Source organism: Streptomyces sp. NPDC054794, from assembly GCF_053611585.1.
This window is the reverse complement of sequence record NZ_JBSHAQ010000026.1, coordinates 128,159-144,838: the sequence shown is the minus strand read 5'-3', so window position 1 is coordinate 144,838 and position 16,680 is coordinate 128,159. Positions and strand designations below refer to the sequence as shown.

The window sequence follows — 16,680 nt, the reverse complement described above, 5'->3', positions numbered from 1 at the left end:
CCTATGGTCGGTGGCCCCTGGCCGCCCCAGCAGGAATACTGCTCGGGCGGCGCGGGTCACTTCGACGGTGGCGGGCCAGGCAGGTCCCCCAGGGGGCTGCTCCGCGACAGCCGGATCTCCGGGACTCGGCGAACGTCTCCTCCGCCTCATCGAGACCGAGCCAGTGCCCTGTCAGCGGCGACCAGAACTTGTAGACGGACTCCTCGGCACTGAACAGCAGCCGGTCCCAGTGCACTTCGGCCCGGGCTGTGGCGGGCGGCAGCGGCTCCCCGACGCGCCGGGCCGGCGTGTTCATGCCGGTACGGCCTCCAGCGCCTGCCGCGCGACGTCGGCCACGGTCCCCCAGTGCCCGCTCACGAAGAAGTGGTCGCCCGGGAGCACTCGCACCCGGCAGGGCCCCATGGTGTGCGGGGCCCAGGCGCGGGCATCGGCGAGCGGGGTCAGGGGGTCGGCATCGCCGACAAGGACGGTCACGGGGCAGCCGAGCCCCTGGCCCTCGCGTTGCCGGTAGGTTTCGCTCGCACGGTAGTCACCACGGATGACCGGCAGGACGAGCTCCCTCAGTTCCGGATGGTCCAGCAACTCCACCTCGGTGCCGCCGAGTTCGACGACCTGCTCCAGGAGGGCGTCGTCGGACAGCAGATGGGCGTGCGTGTCGCGGATGCGGGAGGGAGCGGGGCGGCCCGCGGCGATGAGGTGCACGGGGCCCGCGTCGCCGAGGCGCAGCGCCGTCTCGTACGCGACGATCGCGCCCATGCTGTGCCCGAAGAACACCCGCGGGATGCCGGCGTCCGCTGCGGCAAGCTGCTGCGCGACGGCATCGGCGAGAGCGTGCAGATCAGTGACGACGGGCTCGGCGATGCGGTCCTGGCGGCCGGGGTACTGGACGCCGGTGACCGCGACGCGCCCCGCGAGGACGGCGGCCAGTGGCCGGTGGGCGACCGCGGAACCGCCCGCGTGCGGGAAGCAGATCAGCTCAGCGCCCGCGTCGAGGGGCGGGCCGAGCCGCCGCAGCCAAGGGCTGGTAACGGTCATGATGGCTCTCTCTTCTCGCGGGGCGATGCCGTAGCGGGCGGCGATGCCCCTGCCATGGTGCATTACGGAGTGGGTGGTGCCGCCGGGCGCCATGGGGCGCGCCCGGCGGCGGTGTCACTCTTGGGAGACCGGAAAGACCGGCGGGATCGGCGAGATCGGCGAGATCGGCAGGTCAGGAAGCCACGGGTTCCCGCTGGGCCAGGCGCAGCGCGATCCCGGCATGATGCAGGTCGTCCTCCTCGCGCGGCACGTCGAGAATCAGCGCGGTGATCCCGAGGTCGAGGTACTGGCCCATGAGTCCCGCCACCTCCACGTAGCTGCCCACCAGATACGGGCAGAACGTCTTGTAGGCGCGGAACGGGTAGAGCCAGTAGCCGTCCCTCGGCGCCGCCGAGCGCTGGGCGTCGGCAGAGAGGTTCTGGTGCCAGCGGGACTCCACCTGCCCGGCCGCCACGTCGTGCAGCCTTTCCCCCAACTGATCCTGGGGGAAGCGCTCATGTGCGATGCGCCACGCCTCCTCCGCGGTCTCACGGGCGATGATGCCGAGCCGGATGCCGTTGCCGCGCAGCGCGCCGGGGGTTTCGGCGTAGTCCGCGAAGGCACGGGGGTAGGACAGGCGGATCGCGCCGAGCGACTGCCGCGCCTCCTCGCACGCCTCGGACGAGCCGGAGACGTACATCCGGGGCGTCAGTTCGGCGGGCAGCGGAATCGTGAGCTGGACGCCGTTGAGGCCGTAGTGGTTGCCAAGGTGGGTGACCGGGCGGACGCCTCCGAGGAGCTTGTTGACGATCTTCCCGTACTCGGTGAGGCGGAGGTAGCGCTCGTCGTGGTCGAGCACGTCGCCGAGCTCCCGCATGTGGCCGGCGAAGCCGCCGGTCACAAGGTTCAGGTCGACCTGGCGGCCGTAGTGGAAGCCGAGCGAGCTGATGGCGCGGGCCACGTCGAAGGGGTGCCGGAAGAGCGGCTGCACTGCGACGAGCGGTACCAACGACTCGGTGCGCTCGATCAGGAGCTGGGCGACCTGCCAAGGGTCGACGAGGGTGTTGTCGGTGTAGACGAGGAGGCCGCGGTGCCCGGCGGCCTCGGTCCACCGGGCCACATCGACGGCCTTCTGCCGGAACTCGGGTCCGGTGACGCCGTGTGAGGAGGGGGCGGTGGTGTAGACGGTCAACACGGTTCAGGCCGCCTTTCCCGCGGCGAGCGCGGAGCGGAGGGTGAGCGGACGCAGGTCGGTCCAGACGCTCTCGATGTGGGCGAGGCAGTCGGCCCGGCTGCCGGTGACCCCGACCTCGGACCAGCCGGCGGGCAGGGGACGGCCGGTGAACCAGACGGAGTACTGCTCCTCGGCGTTGCGGACGACAGTGAAGGCGGAAGCGGATGCGGATGCGGATGCGGCAGTCATGATGTGGCCTTTCCGTACGGGGCGGGGCCGCGAGACGCGGCGGGGGCTGAGACAGCGGTCGGGTGCGTCGCGGGAGCGGGGACCGCTTCCGGCATGCGGGCCGGGGCGGGGGCCGCCTGCGGGCGGTCCGGGTCAGGCATGCGCCGTCCCGTTCAGCTCCTCCGCGAGGATGTCCGCGAGGCGGCTGACGTTCTCCGGGTCGAGGAAGTCCGTGGGCAGACCCGGGAGTTCCTGCAGGGTCACGGCACCCGTGATCACCTTCGACCAGCCCATGTCGGCCGGCTGGAAGCCGTCCGCCGGGAGGACGAACACCTGCGCGGCGCCGTCGTAGGGAGCCGGCTCCCGGGCGGTGATGGCCTTCGCGTTGGCCTGGTACACCGCGAGCAGCCGGTGCGCGTCCGCCAGGCTCGTGACGTCGTCGCGGAGCTGCCCCGACTCGCGGCTACGGCTGAAAACCCGCTCGATCTGCTCGTCGAGCCCGGACAGGGCGGCCAGCTCCTCGTACGTGACGTCGGTGCCCTGCCCGAGCATGTGGTGGACCAACGCCGTCTCGTCGTGGAGCAGGATGCCGGGCGCTTGGTCGAAGGGGTTGGCAACGATCAGGCCGAGATAGGCGACCTCCGCGCCCTCGGCGCGGAGCCTGCGGGCGGTCTCCACGGCGACCGTGGCGCCCATGCACCAGCCCGCGAGGCGGTAGGGACCCTCGGGCTGCACGGCCCTGATCTCGGTCAGGTAGCGGTCGACGAGCGCCGCCATGGAGTCGGTCGGCTCCTCGCCGGGCTCCATGCCCTTGGCGCGTATCCCGTACACGCTGACCTCGCCGTCCAGGTTCCGGCCGAGCGGCCCGTATCCGAAGATGTGGCCGCCGAGCGGGTGGAAGAGGAACAGTGGGGTCGCACCGGTCGAGTTGAGCGGCACCAGCAGCGGCCGGTCCGCCTCCGCGCCGCCGCCCGTCTGCCGGTCGATGACGGCTGCCAGGCGGCGGATCGTGGAGGCCTGGAGCAGCGTCGCGACCGGTACGTCCACGCCCAGTTCGTCGCGGATCTTCAGGACCACGCGCAGAGCGCGCAGCGAATGGCCGCCCAGGTCGAAGAAGTTGGCGTGCACGCCGGTGCCGGTGATGCCGAGGACCTCGCTCCAGATCGCGGCAACGGCCCGTTCGGTCTCGCTCGCGGGGGCCGTGGAGTCGGCGGTGGCGGTCACCGCCTCGCCGACGCCGGGCAGCGACTTGCGGTCGACCTTGCCGTTGGGTGTGAGCGGCAGCGCGTCGAGGAGAACCCACGCCTGCGGCACCATGTAGTCGGGCAGGGCCTCGGCGCACCAGGCACGCAACGCGGTCCCGTCGACACCGGGCGCGGCGACCGCGTACCCGGCGAGGACGCGCTCCCCGTCGGAGCCGAGCGGCGCCGCGACGACGGCGGCGGAGACGTCGGGGTGAGCGCCGAGCCGGGCCTCGACCTCCTCCAGCTCGATGCGATAGCCGCGCACCTTGACCTGGAGGTCGACGCGCTCCAGGTACTCGAAGGTGCCGTCGTCAGCGGTGCGCACCAGGTCGCCGGTGCGGTAGAGGCGGGCGCCGGGGCGGCCGGCGCCCGCGAACGGGTCGGGCACGAAGCGGTCGGCGGTCAGGTCGGGCCGGTCGTGGTAGGCGCGGACGACACCGTCGCCGCCGATGTACAGCTCGCCGGGCACGCCGGGGAACACCGGGTGCATGTGCTCGTCGAGCACCCACAGGGTGGTGTTGCGGACCGGGCGGCCGATGGGCACGGTGGCGTCGCCGCCGTCGACGCGGCCGACCGCGGACCACACGGTGGTCTCGGTGGGACCGTACATGTTCCACACGGGCACGCCGTCGCGGGTGAGCTTCTCGGCGAGGTCGCGCGGGAAGGCCTCGCCGCCGCAGAGGACCGCGGCCATGCCGTGCGGGCGCCAGCCGGCGTCGAGCAGCATCCGCCACAAGGCCGGCGGGCCCTGGGCGACCAGATCGGGCTCGGCCTCGATGAGGTCGCGCAGCGCGGCGCCGTCGGAGACCTGGCTGCGGGCGGCGAGCACCATGGGGGCGCCGAGGACCAGCGGTACGTACATCTCGTTGACGTGGATGTCGAAGCTGATCGACGTCGTCGCGAGGAAGGTGTGGTCCTTGTCGAGGCTGAGGCGGTCGATGAGCGCGTCGAGGAAGTTGACGACGGCGCCGTGCGGCACCTGGACGCCCTTGGGCAGGCCGGTGGAGCCGGAGGTGTAGATGGTGTACGCGAGTTCGTCGCCGGTCACCTCGACCGGGTCGGCGGAGCGTCCGTGGGTCGCAGCCGTCTCGACGGGCAGTGCGGCGGGTTCCAGTTCGGAGGCGACGGACGCGGACGCCGCATCGTGCAGGACGAAGCCCGCGCCACTGTGCGAGGCGATGTAGCGCAGCCGATCGAGGGGGTAACTGGGATCCAGGGAAACGTAGTTGGCGCCGATCCGCCAGATCGCGAGCAGGGTGGGGACGAGCAGCGCGGTGCGGTTCATGCAGACACCGACCGGGTCGCCGCGCCGCACCCCGGCGTCCTGGAGGTAGCCCGCGATACGGCCTGCGGCCTCCAGGAGTTCGAGGTAGTTCTGCTCACCGTCGACGGCACGCACCGCGGTGTCGTGCCCCGCGCGGGCCGCGGCGCGTTCGATGCGCTGGTATGCGCCGCGCGGCCCGTCGGCCTCCTGCCAGGGCCCGGTGGCGTGCCGGGTGAGGGCGGCGACGTCCTCGGGGGCGAGGGCGGGCTCGGTGAGCACCGGCTCCTCGGGGTCGGAGGCGATACGGGCCAGAACCGAGAGGTAGGCGCGGGCGATGCGGGCGGTGTCGTCGGTGTCGAAGCGTCGGGCGTCGTAGCGGAACTGGAGACGCAGTTCGGTGCCGTCCGGATTCATCACGAAGCCGGAGGTGAGCGGGAAGTTGGTGTGCTCGTAGTAGGCGCCGAGGTCGAAGTGGGTGTCGTCCTGCTCGGCCAGCCCTTCGTAGCTGCGGAAGCGGCGGAAGTCGAAGACCAGGTCGAATGGGCTCCAGCCGGTTTCCTCGACCATCGCGGCCAGCGGATAGCGCCGGTTCGGCAGGATCGCGGTCTCCTCCGCGAACACGGCGGTCGCGAAGTCGGCCCAGGAGGCCTCCGGGATGCGGGTGCGCAGCGGATACGTGCTGAGGAAGAGGCCCTTGACCTGTTCGGCATCGGTGGTCTCCGGGCGGCCGTTGCCGACCACGCCGGTGATGACGTCGCTGCGGCCGAGCAGGGCGGACACGACGCGCAGGTGCGCGGTGAGCAGGACCGTGCGGACGGGGACGCGGAGCCTGGTGGCCAGCTCGGTGAGCGAGGCGAGGACGGGCGCCGGGATGTCGTGCCACTCGACCTCGACGGTGGAGTCGAGTTCGGCGGTGGTGCGGCGCGGCGGTGTCGGCAGGGTGGCGGGCTCGGCCCCGGCAAGGCGTCCGCGCCAGAAGTCGCGCTGGCGGGGGTCGTCGAGGGCGTCGAGCTCCAGCGCGATGTAGTCGCGGTAACGGGTGCGCGGGGTGGTGAACTGCGGGGCGCGGCCCTGGCGGATCGCGGTGTAGCCGGCGAACAGCTCGGTGACCGCGGAGTGCAGGCTCCAGCCGTCCATCATCGCGTGGTGGAAGGACCACCAGAAGTGGAACTGTCCGTCGTCCAGGAGGTGGACGACCATCCGGAAGAGCGGGGCCTGCGCGAAGTCGAAGGGCCGCTGGGTCTCGGCGTGCCGCCAGGCGTCGAGCACCGCCGTCCAGTCTTCGACGCCGCGCAGGTCGACGACCTCGACCGGGGCTTCGACGGCGGAGTGGACCAGCTGCAACGGCTCGCTGAACTTGGCGAGTTCGAAGGAGGTGCGCAGCACCTCGTGGGCGGCGACGAGACCGTCGACGGCTGCTCTGAAGGCGTCCTCCTGCCAGGGGCCGTGGACGCGCAGCGAGTAGATGTCGTGGTAGTAGGAGGCGTCGCCCTCCAGCTCGGCGTGGTAGATCATGCCCGCCTGCAGGCGGGAGAGCGGATAGGCGTCCGTCACCGAGCTCGTGGCGGGGCGGCGCCGCGGTATGGCCGTGGTCATCTTTTGCTCCAGGGGTTCCAGAAGGTTTCAGAGTCCGAGCAGCGCACGGTCGGCGTCGCTGAGCATCATGAAGTCGCGGGGTGCGGCGACCTGTCGGGGCGCCTGCGCGGGGGTGAGGGCGACAGCGAGGTCGTGCAGGGTGCGGGCGGTGAAGACATCGTCGAGGCCGAGCTGCCAGCCCTGTTCTGCGGCGGCGCCGACGACGCGTACCGCGCTGAGGGAGTCGCCGCCCAGGGCGAAGAAGTTGTCTCCGGCGCCGACCGGGGCGGCGGGCTTGACGACCTCGGTCCAGATGGCGGCGAGGACGCGCTCCTGCTCGGTGGTGGGCTCCTCGTAGGCGGCGGTGTCAGGTCGCCACAGCTGCGGGTCGGGAAGGGCGCGCCGGTCGACCTTGCCGGTGGCGCCGAGCGGGAACGCGTCGAGGAGTACGACGAGCGCCGGGCACATGTAGTCGGGGAGGAACTCCCGCAGCCGATCGACGAGCTCGGGCCCTTCTGCCCGGGCACCGGGGCGCCGGGTGGCGTAGGCGATGAGTTCCTTGCCGCCGCCGGCGTTCTCGTGGACCAGGACGACGGCGTCGCCGACCTCGGGCTGGGCGGCGAGGCGCTCCTCGATCTCGCCGAGTTCGATGCGTACGCCGCGGATCTTCACTTGGAAGTCGGTGCGGCCGAGGTATTCCAGGGCGCCGTCGGGCAGCCGGCGGACCAGGTCGCCGGTGCGGTAGAGCCGGGCGCCCTCGTCGCCGGATCGCGCGAACGGGTCGGGGACGAAGCGGTCGGCGGTCAGGTCGGGCCTGCCGACGTACCCGACGGCGAGGCCCGTGCCACCGATGTGGAGTTCGCCGACGCCGCCGGGCGGGGTGACGCGCAGGGTGTCGCGGTCCAGGACGTAGAGCCGGATGTTGTCGATGGGCGTGCCGATGGGGACGGTGGTGCCGGACTCCTCGGGCGTGGCGCTGTGCCGCGAGACGTCGACGGCGGCCTCGGTCGGACCGTACAGGTTCTCCAGGAGGGTGTTGCCGACCAGCGCGTGAAAGCGGTCGCGCAGGCTGCCCTCCAGAGCCTCACCGGAGCAGACGACCCGGCGCACCGACGCGCCGATGGTGCCCGCCTCGGGGTGTTCGAGGAGCGCGGCGAGCATCGGCGGCACGAAGTGCAGCGTGGTGACGCCCTCGCGGCGGATCTCCTCGATCAGATAGCCGGGGTCGCGGTGGCCGCCGGGGCGGGCCATGACGATGCGGGCGCCGGTGAGCAGCGGCCAGAAGAACTCCCACACGGACACGTCGAAGGTGTACGGGGTCTTCTGCAGGACCGTGTCGGTGGCGTCCAGGCCGTAGGCGCTCTGCATCCAGCGCAGCCGGTTGACGATCGCCAGGTGGGGGACGAGGACGCCCTTGGGGGTGCCGGTGGAGCCGGAGGTGAAGATGCAGTACGCGGGTGAGCCGGGCGGCACGGTCGCGCCGGTCGGCTCTTTCGGCGCGGCGCCCAGGTCGACATGGAGGGTGTGCGTGCGGCGCAGTTCGTCCGGCACGCCGCCCTCCGCGGTGAGCAGGGCGGTGACCTGTGCCGTGTCCATCATGAGCCGCAGCCGTTCGGCCGGGGCCGCGGTGTCGAGCGGGAGGTAGGCGGCACCCGCGGCGAGCACGGCTAGCAGCGCCACCACCATCTCCGTGGACCGCTCCAGGTGGACGGCGACGATGTCGCCGTTGCCGACGCCGCGCGCCCGCAGCTCGTGGCCGTGGGCGTCGGCGAGGCCGATCAGCTCGGTGTAGCTGAGGGTGCGGCCCGCGTACGACACGGCGGGCGCGCCGGGGGTGCGGGCGGCCTGGGCGCGGATGCCGGTGAGCAGGTCGTGCGGCTCGTCGGCGGTGAAGGGCACCGCGGGGCCCGCGGCGAGGGCGAGTTCGGCGGCGAGCTGGGCGGGCGGCAGCGCGTCGTGCCGGGCGCGGGGCACGTCGGCGAGGGTCAGCAGGTGGTGGATGTGGTCGAGGACCGTCCGGGCGGTCGCCGCGTCGAACAGGTCGGCGTTGTATTCCACGGTGAGCGTGGGACGGACGCCGTCGAGGTGGGCGATGAGGCTCAGATCGGTCTTGGCGGTGGTCCTGGCGTCGGGGACCGAGGTGACCTCGACGCCGGGAATTCGCAGCCCCGCCGGCTCGGCCTGCTGCATGACGATCATGACCTGGAAGACCGGCGGATGGTTGGCGGTGCGCTCCACGTCCAGCTCGGTCAGCAGCCGTTCGAAGGGGATGTCCGCGTCGGCGAGCGCCCGGGACGTCTCGGCGGCGGTGGCGGAGATCAGGTCGTCGAGCAGCCCCCCGGCCGGCACCTCGAGGCGCAGCGGCACGGTGTTGATGAAGCAGCCGATCAGCTCTTGGTGGAACGGCTCGGGCCGGTTGGCGACGGCCGCGCCGAGGACCAGTTCACGGTCGCCGCCCCGGGCCGCGACCGCTGCGGCCGTGGCGGCGGTGAGCAGCGCGAACGGGGTGGTGGCGCGGCGGTGGGCGGCAGCGCGCAGCCCCGCCACGAAGGCGCCGTCCAGGGCGAGTTCCACGCGGTCGCCGCGATAGGTCTGGCGGCGGCCGCGTGGCCGGTCGGTGGGCATGCCGTAGCGGTCGGGTGCGCCGCGCAGCCGGTCAGCGGCCTCGGCGAGCCGCCCGTCGGCCTCCGACTCCCGGGTGTGTGCACGCTGCCACAGGGCGAAGTCGGCGTAGCCGCCCTCCGGGGCGGCGGGCTCGGTCTCGCCGGGCGTCCCGACGGCGACGGCGTAGAGGGCGGACAGTTCGTCCTGGAGGACGGAGAGGGACCAGCCGTCGGCGGCGATGTGGTGCACGGTGACGACCAGCGCGGCGTCCTCGGGCCCGAGTTCGGCGAGCGCGATGCGGACGGTGCGGCCCGCGCGCAGGTCGAACGGACAGGCCAGCTCCTCACGGACGAAGCCGTCGAGCGCATCCGGGCCCGGCAGGGTCACGGTGCGGAAGTCGAAGACGTCGGCGGCAGGCCTGGGGTGGGCGATCAGGCCGTCCTGGGTGACGTCGAAGCCGGTGCGCAGCGGGGTGTGCCGCTCGGTGAGCCGCAGCAGCGCGGTGCGCAGGGCGTCGTGGTCGAGGGGGCCCCGCAGCCGGAAGCACCAGGGGATGTTGTAGACGCCCGGCTCGGCGGCGGTGACCTCTTCGAGGAAGAACATGCGCTCCTGGCCGAGCCCGGCGGGGTAGGGCAGTTCGGTGGCTCCGGGCGCACGGCCCGCGGCGCTCTGCGGAGCCTGGCGCGCCAGCCAGTCGGCGAGCACCGCGGGGGTGGCTCGATCCAGGACGACGGACGCGGGAACCCGTACCCCGAAGCGCTTGCGCAGCCGGGCCGCGGCGCGCATGGCGAGCAGCGAGTGGCCGCCGAGGGCGAGGAACTCGTCGTGCACGCCGACCCGTTCGGCGTCCAGGACCTCCTGGAACACCTCGACGACGGCGGCTTCGCCGGCGGTGCGCGGAGCGACGGGCTCGACCTGCCTGAGGAGGTCGTGGGGCTGTGGCAGGGACCGCTTGTCGACCTTGCCGTTGGGCAGCAGCGGCATCCGGTCGAGCGGGACGAGCCTGGCGGGCACGAACGCCGGGGGCAGCAGGGCGGCGACGTGGCGCAGCACCTGGGTCTCGTCGAGTGCGGTGCCCGCGGCGGGCACCGCGTAGCCGATGAGGCCGTGGCCGCCCGTGCTCTTGACGACGGCGGCCTGCTCGACGCCGGGGTGTGCGCGCAGCGCGGCGGCCACCTCCGCGGGCTGGACGCGCACGCCGTGGACCTTCACCTCGTCGTCGGCGCGGCCGAGAATGTCGAGCAACCCGTCGGCGCGCAGCCGTCCGAGGTCGCCGGTGCGGTACAGCACGTCGTCGGGGGCGTCACGGTACGGGTTGACGGCGAAGCGCTCGGCAGCGTGGTCGTCGACGACGCCGAGGTAGCCGAGGGAGCGATGCGGGGTGCGGATGGTCAGCTCGCCGATCTCGCCGATGCCCGCAGGGTTGCCGTCGGGCCGGAGAACCACTACCTGCGTCTCGGGCAGCGGGGTGCCGATGGGCTGGACGCCGTCGGCGGGCTGGTCCGGTATCTCGTACGCGCACTTGGCGAGAGTCGTCTCGGTGGGTCCGTACAGGTTGAAGAGCCGCGCGCCCGTGCCGAACTGCGCGCGCCAGCGGGACACGGCCTGCCCGGTGAGCGGCTCCCCGGCGAAGAGCACGGCCCGCAGGGCGGCGGGGACGGACGTGGGGTCGTCGGCGTGCTCGATGGCAAGGAGATCGGCGAGACTCGGCGTGATGTGCAGCGTGGTGACGCCGGCCGCGGCGAGCCAGCGCAGCGTCGCGGCCGGGTCGTCGAGGTCGCCGGGCGCGGGGACGGCGAGGGTGGCGCCGGAGACGAGCGGCAGGAACAGGTCGCGCAGTACGACGTCGAAGCCGGGGTTGGTGCGCCAGGCGACGCGGTCGCCCGGCCCGGTGGCGAGAAGGCCGCGCTCCCAGGCGAGGAAGTGCCCGAGGCCACCGTGCCGACCGAGGACGCCCTTGGGAACGCCGGTGGAGCCCGAGGTGAAGAAGACGTAGGCCGGGTCGTCGGCGCCCGGGAGCGGAAGAGTACCGGGGGCGGCTTGGGGCAGCTCCGCACCGCGCCTCAAGTGCAGTGCGGGAGCGGCCAGTTCGAGGATCGCCGTGCGGCGGGCCGCCGGGAGGCCGTCCTGCAGCAGGAGCAGGACACCGCCCGCGCGCAGCACGGCCAGGACCGCGAGGACCGTGTGCGTCGAGTGGTCGGCGTCCACGGCCACCGTCTGCCCCGGGCGCAGACCCCGCGCCAGGAGCCCGGCTGCCGCGCGGTCCACACGCTCCGTGAGGGCGCGGTAGGTCGTCTCCCCCTCGGGTGCGCGCAGGGCGACGGCGTCGGGGTGGCGGGCCGCTGCGGCCCACACCTGCTCGACGACCGTCGTGCCGGGGCGCGCCGCGAGCGGCGCCGTGAGCGCGGCGCGGACCCGGTCCGCCCCGTCGAGCGTGAGGTCCGCCAGGCGCGTGCCGGGGCTTGCGACGCCCTGGGCGAGCAGCCCGGTGAGCGATGCCGCGAAGGACGCGGCGTCGGCGGCGGTGAGCGCGGCGGTGCGGTGCAGGAACTCCAGGCGCAGCCCGCCGTCTTGCGGCCACCCGTAGACGCAGAGGTCGGCGCGGGCCCGGACGGGGGTCTCCTCCCAGCTGAGGCGGCGCGTGGTGCAGCCCGGCAGGGACAGCTCGGCGCGCTCGTGCGGGAAGAGGTTCAGCATCAGGTTGCTGCGGGCCTCGGCACCACCACGCGACCAGTGGGCGCGCAGTGCCTCGGCGGGCACGTCGGCGTCCTCGTACGCGGTGAAGGCGATGTCCCGTACGGCGTCGACCAGTTCGCCGAAGGTGAGATCGGCGGGGGCTTCTGCCGTGAGGTAGAGGCTGTTCAGACAGGGGCCGATGACGCCACGGGCCCAGTCGGAGACCCGGTTGGCGTACGGCATGAGGACGGTGCACTCCTCGCGGTCCACGAGCCGCGCGGCGGTGGCGACGAGCGCGGCAAGCAGCACGACGGCCTCGGAGGCGCCACGTCGGCGGCCGAACTGCCGCGCGTCGGCAAGCCGTTCCGCGTCGAGCATCGTGTACTGGCGAGCCGCCTCGGACGCGTCGTCGGGGCCGGGTCCGGTCGGCGACTGCGGCAGCGGTACGGCCTGTGGCACCGGGGTCCGGGCGGCGATCCGTGCCACGCGCTCGGCCTGCCCCGTATCGGCGAACCGGTCGCGCTGCTCGCGGGCGAAGCGCGCGAACGGCTCGGGGGCGGCGGGCAGCGGGACACCTTGGGTGACGTGCAGATATGCGGCACGCAGCTCGCCGAAGAAGGACTCCTCGGAGCCGCCGTCGAAGACGAGGTGGCTGATCACCAGGAGGAAGAGGGTGTCCCCGCCGTGCTCCGGCACCCACACCCCGGCCCGCAGCAGCGGCGTGTCGGGCGCGAAGGGCCGTAGGCACACGTCGTGGATGTCAGCGAGCGCCCGCTCCTCGGGGACGCCGCGGACGATCTCGAACGGAATCCGGGAGGGCTCGTACTCCTGGGAGAGCAGCAGCGCCTCGCCGCTGTCGCCCCAGGCACAGCGCGAGAGCAGGACGGGGTTTCGCCGCGCGACCAGGCTCAGGGCGGCACGCAGCGCTTCGGGGTCGACGGGCCCGGCGATGCGCCAGGCCATGGGCAGGTTGTTGGCCACCGGTCCGGCCCCGAGCTGCTCGAGGAGCCAGAGACCTTCCTGGGCGTAGGAGGCCGGAACTGCCGTCGTGGTGACGGTTGTCTCGGACATGGGTGTGGACCTTCCAGACGTGGACCGAGGCATCGGCCCCGAAGGACCCCCGCGCTGCGGGGATGGTTCGGTTTCGGGTGTACGGGCCGTGATGGGCGGCGCATGCGGACGGGCCGAGCGGGACGAGAGCAGCTCACGGGTTCGCTCTCCGGGCGTGGGAAGTGCCGGGCGCCGGCCCCCGTACGGGGGGGGTGCGGGGCCGGCTCCCGGAGCGGCGAACGGGCGCATCCCGAGTCCGGCCCTGAGGCGGGTGCCCTGCCGAAGTAGGCTGGGGCCCGCCCCCCACGGGTGCGGGGCGCCTACGCCCGCGTCGTGAGCGTCAGCGGGACCGGGCCGACGGCAGCCGGGCGGACCCACACCGGGCGGGTGACGAACGAGATCGTGCCCTCGGCGACGACGAGGCCCCGTACGTACTCCTGGTGCATCCGGGCCCCCTGAGGGACCCGCACACCGGCGCGCAGCTCACCCCGCCCCTCGGCATCCAGGTCGACGAAGCTCGGCGTGGGGAAGTCCATGCCGTTCTTCGCGGCGTTGGCCATGAAGATCCCGGCCGCGACCTTCGTGGGGCCGTCTCCCCCGGTCCCGCTCACCCGGAAGCGCAACCCGATCTCCTGGGTGTCGCCGCACCGCCAGATCTCCGGGGTGTCGACGACCATCCCGGAGACCGGGGTGCGGGCATCGGCGTCGCGGATCATGCCGCAGCGTGGACAGACCCGGGCGTCGCGGCCGATCCTGCCGAGGATCGGGTGCGTGGCCCCCTGGCGGACAAGGAGCCGCGCGCAGTACGGGCACTCCTCGTCCGTCAGGTCCGGCGAGTGCAGCTCCAGCGTCTCGCCCCAGACGTCGTTGTAGTGCTGGAAGCTCTGCACTCCCCGCTCGAACAACGCCTCGGCCAAGGTGAGTTCGGCCCGCTCCACCCCTGTGCTGATCGCGCCGATGCGCCGCCGTATGCGCTTGATGTCGCCCATCAGGGCGGCACTGTGCAGCGCCTGGGAGAGCGAGGCGACCTGGTCGCGGACGTTGACGAGCATGTTGCCCTGCCGGGAGTACTTCAGGCCGGTGAAGGCCACGTCCTCCAGGTTCGTCATGGCTCTGCCCATGGACTGGAGCGTCTGCTTGAGCTTCGGTACGGCCTCGACGTCGAGGGGCTCGGGCGCCGCGTCACCGAGGACGGCGGCACCTCGCCCCGACACGCACAGGACGTGGGCGCTGGTGCCGGTGGACTCCTCCGCCGCGAGGGCGACCGCCGCCGCCCGCACGCCGCCGCCCTCGGTGCCGGGCTCACCGTGCACCAGCAGGAACTCGCCCCACAGCGCGTCGGTTTCGGTGACGCGTCCGGCGACGGTCAGCCAGGGCAGACCGAGCAGCGTGTAGTACGGCAGGTCGACCCGCTCGTACCGCAGGTGGTCGTTCATCAGGGTCGCGGCCTCACCCATCGTGCGACCGGTGCCGCACGCCGTGTGGAAGATGTCGTTCACCTTCAGGAGACCGTTGATCACCTGTCCGGTCGCCAGGTAGGCGGCGGCCGTGCCCCGCACGAAACCGTGCGGCATCAGGTACTCCTGTGGATACAGACCCTCGTTGACCCGCATGCCCATGCAGGAGTTGGCGAAGACCACGTCCGCGGCGATCCGCCCGGACAGGATGATGTTCTCGCCCGCGACCTCGGGCCGGTAGCAGTTGCCGGTGAACGCGCAGACCGGGGCGTGCGAGGCGGACGGCGACGCCGGGTCGATGCGGTGCGCGCCGATCGGGCAGATCACCGTGTCGTTGAGGTGGATGACGTCGTCGCGGCCGTGCGCGACGAGCGACACCGCGCCGGTGTGGGTGTCGAGCAGCAGGGGCCGCACGACCTCTGCCTTCGCATCGTCCTGGAGGACCCAGTGCCCCGTCCCGTACCGCTTGGAGATCTTCTGCACGGCGGGCCAGATCCGCACGTGCTGCTCGGCGGGGAGGACGCGGTGCGGCAGGGCCAAGCCCTTGGCGACGATCCAGCTGAGCTGCTCCAGGTCCGCGCCCACGACCATGCCGAGGTGGCCGCCCTCGCCGGCCGCGCGGCGTGCGAACAGGCTGTCGTGCATCCGGGTCAGGGACCGCTCGTCCATCTCGTCGGCGAGGGACACCACGACGACGTGGCGTGCGGTGCCACTCGCCTCGCCGATCTCCTCGGCGGCGGCCAGCTCGTGCGTGCGGGCTCCGAGGGACTCGGCGAGCGCCGCGGCGAGTTCGGCGGCCTTGGACCCCGCGGGCCAGGTGACCAGGATCTCGCCGGGGTCGACGGCCGGGCGCTGTGGCTCTGGCCTGCTGAGGTCGACGACGGCCTGGTGGCCGGGGCCCGGCTCGCCGAGGACGGGCACGAGGGCGCCCGGACGGTGGGCCCGGAGCGCGGCGAGGTACTCGCCGGTGCGGGCGTGGAACCGGAAGGGAGCGTGTCGGTCGGTCATCGGGCGTCTCCGGAAAGGGTGAGCTCGGTAGCGGACCCGGGCGCGACGGCGCCGGACTTGCCGGTCTCGGCGTCAAAGGCGGGCTCGACGGGGTCGAACGCGCCGGCCTCGGGCCCGGCGTCCTTCCCGGGCGTCGCCTCCTGCTCCGGCGTGTTGATCACGTCATCGCGTACGAACAGCAGGCTGAGGAGACCCGGCGCACCGGCGACGGCGGCCATGGTCACCACGAGCGCCGTGTAGTGACCGCCCGCGAGCAGCGGACCCGCGACGAAGGAGCCGACGGGCACCGCGCTGTGCATCAGGGTGCGCATCAACGTCATGGTGCGGGCGCGCAGCACCTCGGGAGTGCGCTGGTAGCGGACGCTCTGCGAGGAGACCGTCATCAGCATCGCGGGGATGCCGCACGCCGCCTGGCCGATGAGGATCAGCGCCGGGTGGATGCCGAGGAGCAGCAGCAGACCACCGCCCGCGACGAGTTGGAGGAGGCCGATGCGGACCATGGGCTTCACGGCGGGCTTCACGGCACCCGCGATGAGCGAGCCGATCATCTCGGCCGCGGCGAGGCCGCCGACGATGATGCCGAGCATGGTGGCGCCGCCGGTCAGCTTCTCGTGAGCGAGCCAGGGCTGGGTGACGATCAGCATGCCCATCGCCATGTTGAACGCGGTGAAGGCGATGGTGATGACCAGCATCACCTTGTCACCGGCGAGGAAACGGAGCACCGGCTTCCAGGAGTTGCGCTCGGCGTCCCACGCGTCGGCGGTCGCGGCGCTCGCCGTGCCCTTCGGGTCGGGCTCGGGGCGGCCGAGCCGCGCCTTCATGGTGAGCACCAGCCCTGCGAAGACCAGGTACGTGGCCGCGTCGACGGCGAGCACCCAGTGGCCGCCGATGAGCGGGATCAACAGTCCGCCGAGGGCCGGGCCCGCCAGGCCCGCCGCGCCGTAGGCGACGGCCTCCAGGGCGATCGCGGTGTCGAGCTGCTTCTTGGGCACGATGTCCGGCAGCACGGCGGGGATGATGCCGATCGGCAGGATCTTGAAGAGACCATAGACGGCGGCGACGACGTACAGGTGCCAGACGCTCAGCATGTCCAGTACGTACAGCAGCGGTACGACCGCCATGGCCGCGGCGCGCACCATTGAGTCGAAGACCAGCAGCGCGCGGCGCGAGAAGCGGTCGACGACCTTGCCGGCCAGCACGCCGCCGAGGAGGACCGGCGCGGAATAGCAGACGCCGAGCACGGCGAGAGTCTGGGCGCCACCGGCGGAGACAGCGATCCAGGCGAGCGCGGTCCAGGTGGCGCCGTCGCCGAGGAGGCTGATGACGGCGCCGACCCAGAGCTTGCGGTAGTCCCCGTTGCGGAGGACATCCATATAGGTGCGCATG

The 16,680-nt window shown here is 72.8% G+C and carries 7 protein-coding genes; all 7 read right to left on the bottom strand.

Translation table 11 applies throughout. From position 1 onward, the window contains the following. Nucleotides 1–291 precede the first annotated feature (291 nt). Nucleotides 292–1,035, bottom strand: coding sequence for a thioesterase II family protein (locus tag ACWGKT_RS26535; protein WP_453275675.1), 744 nt, complete (start codon nucleotides 1,033–1,035; stop codon nucleotides 292–294). Between the two features lie 172 nt (nucleotides 1,036–1,207). Continuing rightward, nucleotides 1,208–2,209, bottom strand: coding sequence for an LLM class flavin-dependent oxidoreductase (locus tag ACWGKT_RS26530; RefSeq protein WP_453275674.1), 1,002 nt, complete (start codon nucleotides 2,207–2,209; stop codon nucleotides 1,208–1,210). 3 nt (nucleotides 2,210–2,212) lie between these two features. Then, complete coding sequence (locus ACWGKT_RS26525; protein WP_453275673.1) at nucleotides 2,213–2,437, bottom strand: MbtH family protein; 225 nt, start codon at nucleotides 2,435–2,437, stop codon at nucleotides 2,213–2,215. 132 nt (nucleotides 2,438–2,569) lie between these two features. Then, nucleotides 2,570–6,520, bottom strand: a complete 3,951-nt coding sequence (locus ACWGKT_RS26520; protein ID WP_453275672.1) for a non-ribosomal peptide synthetase — start codon at nucleotides 6,518–6,520, stop codon at nucleotides 2,570–2,572. Nucleotides 6,521–6,547: 27 nt separating this feature from the next. Next, nucleotides 6,548–12,850, bottom strand: coding sequence for an amino acid adenylation domain-containing protein (locus tag ACWGKT_RS26515; RefSeq protein WP_453275671.1), 6,303 nt, complete (start codon nucleotides 12,848–12,850; stop codon nucleotides 6,548–6,550). Between the two features lie 299 nt (nucleotides 12,851–13,149). Beyond that, nucleotides 13,150–15,294 (bottom strand): hypothetical protein, encoded by a 2,145-nt coding sequence (locus ACWGKT_RS26510; protein ID WP_453275670.1) that lies wholly within the window; start codon nucleotides 15,292–15,294, stop codon nucleotides 13,150–13,152. Next, complete coding sequence (locus ACWGKT_RS26505; protein WP_453275669.1) at nucleotides 15,291–16,679, bottom strand: MFS transporter; 1,389 nt, start codon at nucleotides 16,677–16,679, stop codon at nucleotides 15,291–15,293. Before ACWGKT_RS26505 ends, ACWGKT_RS26510 begins: the two co-directional genes overlap by 4 nt. Nucleotide 16,680: the final 1 nt, after the last annotated feature.

Coding starts and splice junctions, on each gene's coding strand:
- ACWGKT_RS26535 (WP_453275675.1), bottom strand. CDS start 1,035: ATGACCGTTACCAGCCCTTGGCTGCGGCGGCTCGGCCCGCCCCTCGAC.
- ACWGKT_RS26525 (WP_453275673.1), bottom strand. CDS start 2,437: ATGACTGCCGCATCCGCATCCGCATCCGCTTCCGCCTTCACTGTCGTC.
- ACWGKT_RS26520 (WP_453275672.1), bottom strand. CDS start 6,520: ATGACCACGGCCATACCGCGGCGCCGCCCCGCCACGAGCTCGGTGACG.
- ACWGKT_RS26515 (WP_453275671.1), bottom strand. CDS start 12,850: ATGTCCGAGACAACCGTCACCACGACGGCAGTTCCGGCCTCCTACGCC.
- ACWGKT_RS26510 (WP_453275670.1), bottom strand. CDS start 15,294: ATGACCGACCGACACGCTCCCTTCCGGTTCCACGCCCGCACCGGCGAG.
- ACWGKT_RS26505 (WP_453275669.1), bottom strand. CDS start 16,679: ATGCGCACCTATATGGATGTCCTCCGCAACGGGGACTACCGCAAGCTC.